The organism is Chloroflexus islandicus, assembly GCF_001650695.1.
GTDB classification, from domain to species: Bacteria; Chloroflexota; Chloroflexia; order Chloroflexales; family Chloroflexaceae; genus Chloroflexus; species Chloroflexus islandicus.
Genome location: NZ_LWQS01000071.1, coordinates 40,325 through 52,653 on the forward strand (window position 1 = coordinate 40,325; position 12,329 = coordinate 52,653).

The 12,329-nt window shown below is 59.4% G+C and carries 10 protein-coding genes; 8 read left to right on the plus strand and 2 right to left on the minus strand.

Annotation, left to right across the window (positions count from 1 at the left end; genetic code table 11):
- The first annotated feature begins 13 nt into the window (after positions 1-13).
- From A6A03_RS14165 to A6A03_RS14185, 5 genes are all read left to right on the plus strand, one after another.
- Positions 14-1,282, plus strand: coding sequence for a cystathionine gamma-synthase family protein (locus tag A6A03_RS14165; protein WP_066789623.1), 1,269 nt, complete (start codon positions 14-16; stop codon positions 1,280-1,282).
- A 273-nt stretch (positions 1,283-1,555) separates the two neighbouring features.
- Positions 1,556-2,740, plus strand: a complete 1,185-nt coding sequence (locus A6A03_RS14170) for a PAS domain-containing protein (RefSeq protein WP_245668997.1) — start codon at positions 1,556-1,558, stop codon at positions 2,738-2,740.
- 34 nt (positions 2,741-2,774) lie between these two features.
- Positions 2,775-2,984 (plus strand): circadian clock KaiB family protein, encoded by a 210-nt coding sequence (locus A6A03_RS14175; RefSeq protein ID WP_245668998.1) that lies wholly within the window; start codon positions 2,775-2,777, stop codon positions 2,982-2,984.
- Between the two features lie 111 nt (positions 2,985-3,095).
- On the plus strand, positions 3,096-4,640 hold the full coding sequence (kaiC, locus tag A6A03_RS14180; RefSeq protein ID WP_066789626.1) for a circadian clock protein KaiC: 1,545 nt from the start codon (positions 3,096-3,098) through the stop codon (positions 4,638-4,640).
- A 48-nt stretch (positions 4,641-4,688) separates the two neighbouring features.
- On the plus strand, positions 4,689-7,223 hold the full coding sequence (locus A6A03_RS14185; protein ID WP_066789629.1) for a sensor domain-containing protein: 2,535 nt from the start codon (positions 4,689-4,691) through the stop codon (positions 7,221-7,223).
- A gap of 72 nt (positions 7,224-7,295) precedes the next feature.
- On the opposite strand, the gene A6A03_RS14190 is transcribed toward A6A03_RS14185, so the two are convergent.
- Together A6A03_RS14190 and A6A03_RS14195 are read right to left on the minus strand one after the other, a co-directional pair.
- The gene (locus tag A6A03_RS14190) at positions 7,296-8,099 is read right to left on the minus strand and encodes an SDR family NAD(P)-dependent oxidoreductase (protein ID WP_066789631.1); all 804 of its coding nucleotides are present in this window, start codon (positions 8,097-8,099) and stop codon (positions 7,296-7,298) included.
- 99 nt (positions 8,100-8,198) lie between these two features.
- Positions 8,199-9,323, minus strand: coding sequence for an ArsA family ATPase (locus A6A03_RS14195; RefSeq protein WP_066789633.1), 1,125 nt, complete (start codon positions 9,321-9,323; stop codon positions 8,199-8,201).
- Between the two features lie 194 nt (positions 9,324-9,517).
- Between A6A03_RS14195 and A6A03_RS14200 the strand changes: the two genes are divergently transcribed.
- From A6A03_RS14200 to A6A03_RS14210, 3 genes are read left to right on the plus strand one after another with little or no spacing between them, the layout of a single operon-like run.
- A complete protein-coding gene (locus tag A6A03_RS14200) occupies positions 9,518-10,156 on the plus strand; it encodes a cyclodeaminase/cyclohydrolase family protein (RefSeq protein WP_066789635.1) in 639 nt (212 codons plus the stop codon).
- Positions 10,153-11,010 carry a bifunctional 5,10-methylenetetrahydrofolate dehydrogenase/5,10-methenyltetrahydrofolate cyclohydrolase gene (locus A6A03_RS14205; protein WP_066789637.1) on the plus strand — a complete coding sequence of 286 codons (858 nt, stop codon included), beginning with the start codon at positions 10,153-10,155 and terminating at the stop codon, positions 11,008-11,010. Before A6A03_RS14200 ends, A6A03_RS14205 begins: the two co-directional genes overlap by 4 nt.
- Positions 11,007-12,314: a phosphoribosylamine--glycine ligase gene (locus A6A03_RS14210; RefSeq protein ID WP_066789639.1), complete on the plus strand. Its 1,308-nt coding sequence runs from the start codon at positions 11,007-11,009 to the stop codon at positions 12,312-12,314. Before A6A03_RS14205 ends, A6A03_RS14210 begins: the two co-directional genes overlap by 4 nt.
- The last annotated feature ends 15 nt before the right edge of the window (positions 12,315-12,329 follow it).

Here is a 12,329-nt window from a genome sequence, read left to right on the forward strand (position 1 = left end):
GCGAGGAGGCGGTATGACCAAGCAGAGCAAGCAAACCATGATCGATGGCCACCGGCTGCATCCTGAAAGCTTGATGATGAGCTACGGCTATGTGCCGGCGCTATCGGAGGGCGCGATCAAGTGCCCTATTTTTCAAACCTCAACTTTTGTCTTTCAAACTGCGGAAGAGGGTAAAGCCTTCTTTGAACTGGCCTACGGCTTGCGCCGTCCGCACGAGGGTGAAGAGATCGGTCTGATCTATAGCCGGCTTAACAATCCCGATCTCGAGATTCTCGAAGATCGGCTGACGCTCTGGGATCAGTCCGAAGCGGCAGCGGTGTTTGCCAGCGGCATGGCGGCGATTACCACCACCTTGCTTACATTCTTACGGCCCGGTGATGTCATCGTTCATAGCGAGCCAGTGTACGGCGGCACCGACTACCTGCTCAAACACATTTTGCCGGCCTTTGGCATCCGGCGGTACGGCTTTGTTTCCGGTGTTTCACCCGAACAGATCGAGACGCAGCTCCGGCGGGCCGGGTTATTTGATGCAGTGGGGATGATCTACCTCGAAACACCGGCCAACCCGACCAACGCGCTGGTGGATATTGCCGGTTTTGCGGCGCTGGCGAAACGGACGCCGCGCCGGGTGTTGACGGCGGTTGACAACACCTTCCTCGGCCCGCTCTGGCAGCATCCGCTAGCACACGGCGCTGATCTCGTGCTCTATTCGGCGACGAAGTACATTGGCGGGCACAGCGATGTGATCGCCGGTGTCTGTTTGGGCAGCCGCGAACTGATCGCGCAGGTCAAGGGCATGCGCACGATTATGGGCACGATGGCGGGTGCGCATACGGGATGGCTGCTCTTGCGTTCGCTGGAAACGCTTAAGGTGCGGATGGAAGCACAGCAGACTGGAGCGCGACGAGTAGCTGATTTTCTCGCCAACCATCCCAAAGTTGAGCGGGTCTACTATTTAGGTCATCTCACGAGTGATGATCCGCAGTATCATATCTACCGGCGGCAGTGTGCCGGGCCGGGGGCGATGATCTCGTTCGATCTGCGCGGCGGTGAAGCGGAGGCGTTTCGCTTCCTCAACCATCTGCAACTCATCCATTTAGCGGTGAGTTTAGGTGGTACCGAGTCGCTGGCCGAGCATCCGGCGACGATGACCCATGCCGATGTTGACCCTGAAGAACGGATCGAGTTTGGGATTGGCCCTAGCATGGTGCGTCTGTCGGTTGGGGTTGAGCATCCTGATGATCTGATCGCCGATCTGAACCAAGCCCTACGCGCCGTTTGATCGTGAATATATTGATCTCGAAAGGGTGACAAATTTCACATATACAAACTTGACAGGAAGGGTTTGTCACCTCATCATGCTAAGTGCGTACTCGGGTTCATTTGTTTCGGCGCAGGAATGTCGTGTTTGTGGTTGATCACCTCATCTTCGCACCAATGCGCCAGCGTGATGTTTCGCAGATGAGTAAAACAATTTGCACGGTTAGAGACAGGTGCTAGCCATAGCACGCGTGAGCCGGGGTACGGTTGGATCACGCGCCGCCAAAGAAATGGGGTGATCGTTATCGACGCCCAGCCCCGTTCGACAGCAGAAGACCATCTGCGCGCAGTTGTAAGCCATGACGTTGATGGCGCGATCATTGTCGATCACAGTGGGGCAGTGCGTTTCCTCAACAGTGCTGCCGAGCGGTTGTTGAATCGTCATGGCGCCGAACTGCACGGCCAGATATTTGGCTTTCCGCTAGTAGTCGGCGAACGAGCGGAAGTTGAGGTGTTGCGTCCTGATGGCGAATTTGCCGTTGCCGAGATGCGGGTCTTGTCAATCGTGTGGGAAGGTCAAGATGCGTTTTTGATTACGTTGCGCGATGTGACCTTCGAGCGACGGGCTGAAGCGGCGCTGCGGGAAGCAGAGGCATTTAGTATTGCGATTCTCAATTCGCTGGCTAGCGAAATTGTGGTACTGGATAAGCAAGGCAAAATTGTGGCGGTCAATGAAGCGTGGCTCCAATTTGGCCGTGAAAACGGGATTACCGATCTCGCGTCGATCAGTGTCGGCGCTGATTACTTTACGGCCTGCGCGGCAGCGGGGCCGGGCACCGGCGGCCCGGAAGCGTTGCAGGGGTTGAAGGCGGTTCTCTCAGGTGAACTGGCCGAATTCACGTATGAATATCCCTGCCCCGGCCCGCAGGGCATGCGCTGGTTTGCCTTGCGAGCAGTGCCGTTGCGGGGGGCGCGGCAGGGGTTAGTCGTGGCGCACAACGATATTACCGACCAGCGTCGCGCTGCCCAAATTGCCGCCGAAGCCGAGATGTTGCGCGAACAGGTACGCCAAATGGAACGCGAGCTAATCTCGGTGGAGGCGATCTCACGGCCTGATGAGATGGTGCGATCGTTGACTGCGCCGTTGCGCCAGCGCGCGCCCGATCTGTTTAGCTACGGGTTGGAACGGTATGGCGCATTACTCGAAGAGGCGTTGTACAGCCGTGTGCATCGCACCCCGGCGCCATCGCGGTCACTGCGCGAATTGGGCGAATGGTTTGGTTCGATTTGGGCGGCGCCACGTGATCTGATCGAGGTGCATTTGCAAGCGATGCGTGATCGCAGCCAACATAATACGCCCAAGAAGTTGCAAGCATACTTTGAAGAAGGACGCCTGCTTCTGCTAGAATTAATGGGTCATCTAGCATCGTATTATCGATCAATGGCGGCTGGTGAATTGTCTTTCCGTGATTCAGAGTAGCGGCGACTGAAACTGTTGCCGGGACGAACAGACTGTGAGCAAGATTGTTTTGCATCTCTATATCGCTGGCCAGACACCACGCGCCGAACGGGCGATTAGTACGCTTCGCCGGATGATCGAGCAGGAGTTGGCCGGCTATGAATGTGAGTTGACCATTATTGATGTGCTTGCCGATCCGCAGCAGGCCGAGAATCAAAAGATCTTGGCGACGCCGACCTTGATCAAGAGTTCGCCGCCACCGTAACGGCGGGTGATTGGCGACCTGTCGAGCGTTAGTGATTTGTTGAATGTCTTGAATCTACCGCCACAATCTTGAGACGTTCTTGCCTCTGTGCAACCAATAAGGAGAACGCTGGTGTGCGCTGATCAGATCGAACGGCTTCCTACCGGAATCACCGGCTTTGACCATATTGCCAACGGCGGCTTGCCTAAGGGCCGGACGACCCTTGTGTCAGGCACAGCTGGTAGCGCGAAGACGGTCTTTGCGGCCCAGTTTTTGGCGGCTGGCATTAAGCGGGGCGAGCCGGGCGTATTTGTGACGTTTGAAGAGACGCCGGAAGCCTTGCGCCGCAATATGCTTGGGTTTGGTTGGGATATTGCCCGCTGGGAGGCTGAGGGGAAATGGGCCTTTGTCGATGTGTCGCCGCAGCCGGAAGAGGAGCTGGTTGAACTTGGATCGTACGATCTCGGTGCGTTGTTGGCGCGCATCGAGCATGCTGTGCGGAGTATCGGCGCGATCCGGCTGTCGATGGATTCGCTCGGTGCGATCTTTACGCGCCTGAATGATTCGCGGGTGGTGCGCAACGAATTGCTCCGGATTGTCAGCACGCTGCGCCGGTTAGGAGTGACGGCGGTGCTGACTGCCGAGCGGACGCAGGAGTATGGCGAAATTGCCCGCTACGGCGTCGAGGAGTTTGTCTCGGATGACGTGGTGATCCTGCGCAACCTGCTCGAAGATGAAAAGCGCCGGCGCACAGTCGAGATTCTCAAGTTCCGCGGCACCTCGCACCAGAAGGGCAGTTTCCCCTTCACCGTCATTCCCGGCGAGGGTATTCACGTGATCCCGCTCTCGGCAATCGAGCTGAAGCAACGCTCGTCGAGCGTGCGCACCACGTCGGGCAACGCTGAACTCGACCGTATGTGCGGCGGCGGTTTCTTCCGCGATTCGATCGTGCTGGTGAGCGGCGCGACCGGCACTGGCAAGACGTTGATGGCGACCACGTTTATGGCCGCCGGTGTGCGCCAAAACGAGCGCTCGCTCCTGTTTGCCTTTGAAGAGAGCCGCGACCAGCTCTTCCGCAACGCGATCGGCTGGGGGATCGATTTCGAGCAGATGGAACGCGATGGCCTGCTGCGTGTGATCTGCAACTACCCCGAAGTGACCAGCCTCGAAGATCAACTGATCTTTATGAAGGCCGAAATTGATCGCTTCCGCCCGCAACGGGTGGCGGTTGACAGCCTCTCGGCGTTGGAACGGGTGGCGACGATTAAGGGCTTTCGCGAGTTTGTGATTGGCCTGACCTCGTTCATCAAGCATCAAGAGATGGCCGGTCTCTATACTGCGACAACGCCAACCTTGCTCGGCGGTTCGTCGATTACCGAAGCGCATATTTCGACAATTACCGACTCAATCATTCTCTTGCGCTATGTTGAGTTGTTCGGCGAAATGCGCCGTGGGTTGACCGTCCTCAAGATGCGCGGATCGAGCCACGATAAAGATATTCGCGAATTTACTATTGATAGTCGTGGCATGCATATTGGCCGGCCCTTCCGTAATATTTCCGGCATCTTGTCAGGGCAGTTTACCCACATTGCGCCGAGCGAAATTGACCGGCTGAGCGCGATGTTCCGCGATGACGAGGGCGACGAACCCGCCAGAGATACTGCGCCAACCAATTAACTTGTCATGTTCAAGTAGCACTGGCTGGGTGTGGGGGAGATTGCCACAGTGCAGCACGATCCTTCTGCTTCCGAACCACACAGCACTGCTGATCGTCCAGCGCCATATCCTGACCAACGATCGTTGCAGGCAATCGTGGCCAATAATAGCAATGCCCTGCTGGTGCTTGATCTTGCCGGTATGGTTCTGTTTGCCAATGAAGCTGCGCTGCGCCTGTTTGGCCGGCACGCCGATCAGGTGCAGGGCAGCCCGTTTGGCTTTCCCCTCCAACCGGGCCTGACGGTCGATGCTGAGATCGTGCGCCCTGATCACTCGGTGGTGATCGTTGATTTACGGGTTGAGCCGATCGAGTGGGAGGGGGCACCTGCTATGTTAGCGGTGCTCCACGACATTACCGAACGCAAACAGGCCGAGCAGTTGCTGATCGAAACCCAGCAATTGCTCCATTCGGCGCTCGATGCTCTGCCGTCGGCGATTGCTATTCTTGATCGGTATGGGCAGGTGTTGGCCGCTAATGTGCGTTGGTTGCAACTAGGCCCACTGCTTGGCGTCGAAGCGATCGATTGCACAGTTGGGGCATCGTTTTTGGCTGCCTGCCAGCTTGGGGTGGGGCCGGCAGTAGTGGTTACGGCAGCGATCGAGCAACTGCTGGCGAGTGAACTGGAACGCTATGAAGGAGAGTTTGCTACAGTTACCCATGATCACTGCTGGCTAGCGATACGTGCAGTGCGGTTTGGGGCTAGCGAGCGAGTGCGGGTCGTGATGGTACTGGAAGATGTATCGGCCCGCCACCAAGCCGAGCAGATCGGTCTGGCGCGCCGGCGGGTGCTCGAGTTGATCGCTCGCCAGTACGATTTCAGAACCATTACGCGCGAGATGTTGCAGTTGCTCGGCGAGCAGATGACGGATTTAGTCTATGCCGCGTATGTGGTGCGTTCGGCGGCGGTTTTTGTGAGCTACAACCGTTACATTCTGCACGATGATCTGCCGCACTTGGATCAATGGGCCAGTGAATTACTCACCCGATTGCCATACCGTAATCAGCGGGTCAGCGAACTTGAGCCGGATTCGCCACATTGGCAGAAAATTCAGTCACTCATCCAGATGCAAATCATTAACCGCTGTTGGTTGATTGTCTTGCGCACCAATCGCGATCCGGCTGATGGGTGGCTATTGCTTTGCCGGCAAAGTGATACGCCACTAGCCTTAGAAGAACAGCAACTGCTCGATCATATCGAACAATTGACGACCATTGCGCTTGAACAGCACGCGACGCTGCACAAATTGGCGTACCAAGCCCATCACGATGCGTTGACCGGCTTGCCGAACCGGTTGTTGTTTGAAGATCGCTTGCAGCACGCTATCGAGCATGCGCGCCGTAATAATACGCTGGTAGCAGTGCTCTTTATCGATCTCGACCGCTTCAAGCAGGTGAATGACACGCTTGGCCATGCGATCGGCGACCTCTTATTGATACAAGTGGCGCGCCGGTTTGAATTGTGCGTGCGGGCGACCGATACGCTGGCCCGGCATGGTGGTGATGAGTTTCTGTTGGCGTTGCCTGAGATTAATTCGCCGCAACAGGTCACTGCCATCGCGCGCCGCTTGCACGAAGCGCTTGAGCACCCATTTTTCATTAATGGGCATGAAATTTTTGTGAGTGCCAGCATTGGCGCGAGCCTGTACCCGATCGATGGTACCGATGTGATCGCGTTGCAACGGGCGGCAGATATGGCGATGTATCGCGCCAAAGGCACCCTGCGCAATAGTTTTCAGTTCTTCGACGCAGCGATTACGAGTACATCGATCGAGCAATTACAGATCGAGACGCTGCTGCGGCGGGCGATTGAGCGCGATGAGTTGTTGTTGCACTATCAACCGAAAGTTGATCGCGCCGGGAAACTGGTTGGGTTTGAGGCGTTGATCCGCTGGCAGAACGCTGAGCTTGGCATGGTCTCGCCGGCGCGTTTCATCCCCATTGCTGAAGATACAGGGTTAATCATTTCAATTGGCGCATGGGTGCTGCAAGAGATTGCCCGGCAAATGCGCGAATGGCGCGCGCAAGGTTTACCGATCGTGCCGGTGGCGGCCAATGTATCGGCTTTGCAATTCTCACAAAGCGGTTTTGTACAAACGGTGGCGGAAACTTTAGCGCAGGCCGATTTGCCCTTGGGCTGGCTCGAACTCGAATTGACCGAGAGCATGTTGATGGGGCAGATTGATGATTTACGCCGCCAACTGATTGATCTACGCCAATTGGGGGTGACGTTAGCGATTGATGACTTTGGCACTGGCTATTCGTCGTTGTCATACTTGCATCGCTTGCCAATTAATGTCCTCAAGATTGATCGCTCGTTTGTAGCGCGGCTCGATCAGTCTGATGCGATGGTCGAGCGTAGCCTCGTCAGCGCCATCATTTCGCTGGGCCATCACCTTGGTATGCAAATCGTGGCCGAAGGCGTCGAGACGGTTGGCCAACGCCAGATCTTGCTCGATGCCGGTTGTGATGTGTTTCAGGGCTACTACATTGGCCGTCCGCTGCCCGCTGAATCGGCAGCAGCATGGTTACATCCCCGGCGCTGAAGCGAACTAAATCATGGCTAGCGCCCCACCGCCGTGGGTGGGGCGCTCCGGTTGCTGGCCGCAGGTTTGGCACTATTGCTTGCGCCGCAAGGCGGCTTTCAGCAGACGCCAGATGGCGCGGTGGCGCGGCATGACTTCAAAGATCTGCCCATTCTTGCCCTCGCGCACGATGCGCAACGCGAGTTCTGCCGTCTCTTCGGCGGTGGTGCCGAAGATGTTCAAAACGCGCGGCAGTTGCTTGATCGCTTCCCCGCCGGGGCCAACCGTCTCAAAGTGGTTGATCATGTCGGTCGGCACCATCCCCGGCGTCAGCACGTTGAAGCGCAGATAGGGGTGATCTTGATAATCACGGGCAAAGGCTTCGGTTAAGCGCACAATCCCCGCCTTCGAGACGCTGTAGGCCGAGAGAAAGCGCTGCGGTCGCTTGGCGCCGCCGCCGGAAAGGTTGATGATCTGGCCGTTGCGTTGTTTGATCATGTACGGCAAGGCGGCCCGGCAGCCATAATAGGTGCCGAGCAGGTTCACCTTAATGACCTGTTCCCACGCTTCGGGCGGCACGTCGAGGACGTAGCCGAATGGTCCCGAAATGCCGGCATTGTTAACCCACAGGTCGATCCGGCCCATCCGCTCGGCGGCAGTCGCGGCGAGGGCCTCGACTTCGAGGCGATTGCTGACATCGCAGCGGACGCCGCTCACCTTGAGGCCAGCGGCTTGCATTGCACGTTCGGCTTCGGCTAGGTTGGCGGCATTGGTCGACGAAATCACGACCTGCGCGCCGGCGCGGGCTAATGCTTCCGCGATGGCCCGCCCGATCCCCCGGCTGCCGCCGGTCACGACTGCGGTCAGGTTACGCACATCGGTTGTCTTCTGAGCCATGGTCTCCTCGTTGTGATACAAGCAGGACAGACACCGTAATGGCTGCGCAGGTTGGATACTGCGTTGTTTATGCTGGCGGCTGAAACCTCCGGCCCCCGATTAGCGCCGGCGAATCGTCAACCGGTCGCCCTCGCGCACCGCACGGATCGGCGCACCGCGAAGCGCTGCCGGCAAGAGCAGGTGCCGCCGGTATGGCCCCAGCGAGACGATCAGTTCATCACCGCTCACGCTCACGGTAAGATCTTCACGGGCGACACCCGGCAGCAACAGGCTGATAAACGGATCGGTCTGCGAACCAATGCCAATCGGTGGCGGCAGCGGCGCCGGCGGGTGCAGCAACCCTTTCCCGATTGTCACTAACGGCGCCGGCCCGTGAGGCGTGGCGTGAAACGGCAGACGCAACAGCGGCAAGTTCGGCCAGCGCGCCGCGACGGCGGCTACGACCGTAGCCTGCTCTAAAACCGGGGTGGCGAGTTCGTGGCCATCACTCACCACCGGCAATAGCGGGCCGGCGATCAGCGCATCGAGATTCAGGCCAAAGAGTGTCAAGGCGGGTGCATACAACGTTGCCGCGCGCAAGCCAGCTTGATCGGGCCGGATCACCAAACGCGCCCGCACCCGCGTTGGGTCGAGTGCAGCGTCGCGCAACTGCTCAAACCGTACCCGCGCCTCTTGCATCTGCCCAATCTGCTCGAATGGCAGCAGATTGGCCGGTAACGCTGCGCGCGCCAACGACTCGCTTGATTGGCCGGGGCCACGATCGAGCCCAAAGAGTTGCCGCATCAGCCAGCGAAAGGTGTCGGGAACGGCCAGCGCGCGCAAGAGGCCATCTGGCGGCCCGGCATCAACGCAGATGAGCTGGTAGCCGCGTTGGGCATGGCCGGCCAGACGATAGACGGCCAAAAACAGTTCGAGACCGGGCAGCAATGGCAGATCATCGCCAGCGATAGGTGGGCCGGGCAAGCTGATGCGTGCGCGGAGTTCATTCCACGTTGCGCTCAAATCCGCCAGTGGCTGGAACGTCCAGAGATCAAACTGGGGGGCGAGGCTAGCCGGCTGAGGCGCTAGTGGGGCGCCTAAGAGGGTCGCGCAGTCGTGGGTGGGCGTGAGACTGGCAAGCAGGGTGGGTTGGCCTTGCGCGGCTGAAGCAACTGCCGTAGCGGCTGCGGCGAGGGCGCTCGCTTCACCGCTAAAAATAATGATCTGCGCAGTAGTGGGCCACATAGCGATCGTCCTGTTTGCAGCACAGGTCTGTGCAGGTGGTTGCTGATTGTATTATATGCAACTTTGCTAACATGGTGGTTGCGATTGGCCAGCGGATATGGCAAACACTTGGTACCGCCGATCAGCTATAATGAGTCGTGGTCAACGCTTACGGAGCGTTCCCTTTATGTGGTTGTCCAGCTCAGGGAGGCACCATGTCAGAATCATTGATGCAACAGCCGCTCGGCGCTATTCTCGACGCACTGGCCTCGCGCGCGCCTACTCCCGGTGGTGGCAGCGTCGCTGCCCTGACCGGCGCGATGGCTGCCGGTTTGGTGAGTATGGTGTGTGAACTGACAATCGGTAAACCGCAGTTTGCCGAGGTTGAAGGCGAGTTGCGCGCGATCCATGCGCAGGCCGAACAGTTGCGGGCCGAATTGCAGCGGCTGGCTGATGAAGATATTGCCGTTTTCAACCGGCTAGCAGCGGCGTACAAGCTGCCACGCACCACCGAGGCCGATGCAGCGACGCGCAAAGCGGCGATCCAGCAGATTACCCGCTTGGCCGCCGAAGTGCCGTTGCGCACCGCGCAAGCCGCGGCGGCGTTGTTGCCGCTCTGTACGACGCTGGCCAACAATTGCGCCCGGCTGGTGGTGAGCGATGTGGGGGTTGCCGTCTTGCTGGTACGGGCTACGGTGCAGAGCGCGGCGCTCAATGTTGAAATCAACCTCGCTGCACTCGAGGATCAGGTGTTCGTGCGCCAAACACGCGCCCAGTTGCAAGATCTGCTGATCGGGCTTGGTGATGAAGTTGACGGCATTGTCACCATTGTCCGGGGAAGGATGGCGGCATGAGCGCCCAGATTCTCGATGGTCGCGCGCTAGCCCAAGAGCTGCGCGCCGAGGCGGCGGCGCAGATTGCCGAGTTGCGCATGCGGATTGATCGCGCTCCAACGATTGCGGTCGTCCAAGTAGGTGACGATCCCGCTGCGACGCGCTACGTGCGCAGCATCGACCGGCTATGCCAGTCGCTGGGGGCGGCATGCCGGGCCATTGCCCTGCCGGCAACCACCGACCAAGCCGATCTGGAAGCGACGGTCTCGCACCTGAGCGCCGATGACCGGGTTGATGGCATCTTGCTGCAACTGCCGCTACCGGCGGGCTTGTCGCTCGATGGCGTCTTGCATCGTCTTGTCCCAGAAAAGGATCTCGACGGCATTCACCCGATCAATGCTGGCTTGCTGGCACAGGGGCGCCCGGCGTTGACGCCAAATACCCCTGCCGGCGGGATGGAGCTGCTGCGCCGGTATGGGATTGAAGTGCGCGGCAAGCGGGCGGCCGTGGTGGGCCGCTCGGCGATTGTGGGCCGGCCCATGGCCCTGCTCTTGCTACAGGCCGATGCTACCGTCACCATTTGCCATTCGCGCACCCCCGATTTGGGCGCTGTCTTGCGCGAGTGTGACATCATCGCCGCCGCGGCTGGCCGGCCCGGCCTCATTACGGCTGAGATGATTAAACCCGGCGCGACGGTGATCGATTTCGGCACCAACGTACTGGCCGATGGCAGTATGGTCGGTGATGTCGATTATGCTGGGGCGGTGGAAGTGGCGGGCGCTATTACACCGGTACCCGGCGGCACTGGCCCGGTGACGAATGTGATGCTCATGCAGAATCTGATCAAAGCAACCCGCACCCGGTTAGGGATATGAAAATCCTCGTGCTCGGCAATGATGGGCGCTGCCACGCGCTAGTCTGGAAGCTCTTCGCTAGCCCAACCGCCGATGTGCTGGTGGCGCCGGGCAATGGCGGCGCCTGCCAGATAGCGCCGCAGGTTGATCTCGATCCGGCGCAGCCGGCCCAAGTCGCGCAGTGGGCGTTTAACGAGCAGATCGATCTGATCGTGCCGGCGAGCAGCGAACCACTCTGGGCCGGGTTGGTGGATGAAGTGGTGAGTATGCACATCGGCGTCTGCGGCGCATCGCAGCGCAGCACACGCATCGAGTGGAGCCGCTGCTACGCCAAAGAGTTGCTGCTGCGCTACCAATTGCCCACGCCGGCGGGGCGATGTTTTGCTAGCTTGCCGATGGCGGAAAAGTACCTCGCCGCGCAACCGCTGCCGGTAGTGCTGCGTGGCGACCATCCCGCCGCCGGCGAGGGGGTTTACCACGATCGCTACGCTGCCTTGGAAGCCTTACGCGCGTTGTTTGTGTCGCGGCCAGTGGAGGGCAGCAGTCACGGGGTGGTGATTGAAGAGTATGTGAGCGGGCCAGTGGTGAGCTTTTCAGCCATTACTGATGGCAGCCATTTGGTATCGCTGCTGCCGGCCCGTATCTATGACGGGATGGGGCCGCAACCGGATAGCCCTCCTGCGCCGGGTATGGGTGCGATTACCGGTAATTCCGCCTATGCCCAGAAGCTGAGGGCGTACCTCGAACGCCACCTGATGCAGCCATTGGTCGCGGCCATTGCCCGCGAACAATTGCCCTATTGGGGGATCATCGGCGTTGACTGCGTGATCGGCGCGCAGGGGCCGCGGATTATCGGGTTGCGCTGTAGTTTGCGCGATATGGAAGCGCAGGCAGTCTTGCCGCGTTTGATCGACGATCTGGCGCCCTACTTCGAGGCCGCCATTGCTCGCAGTCTGCACCGTTTGCCGCCTCTGCGCTGGCGCGATGAAGCAAGTGTGGCCTTGGCGCTGGTAACGCAGGGCTACCCGCACCACTACCCCATCAACGCCGCGGTGGAAGGGGTCAGCGAAGTTGAAGAAGGCGTGCTGGTCTTCCACGATCAGACCGAGTCGCCGCATATCTTGCGCTACGATCCGTCGCGGCGCGACCGGTTGTTTGGCGGTGGCAGCGGCGGCTTGTATCTGACCGGCGGGCATGTGGCGACGGTGGTGGCGCTCGGCGCTACGCTGGCCGGCGCGCGCGGGAGAGCCATTATCAACGCCGAGCGGATCCGTTTTCCCGGACGCACCTATCGCGAAGACGTTGGCGCGAGCGAACAAGCGTAGGGGCGGAATACCATT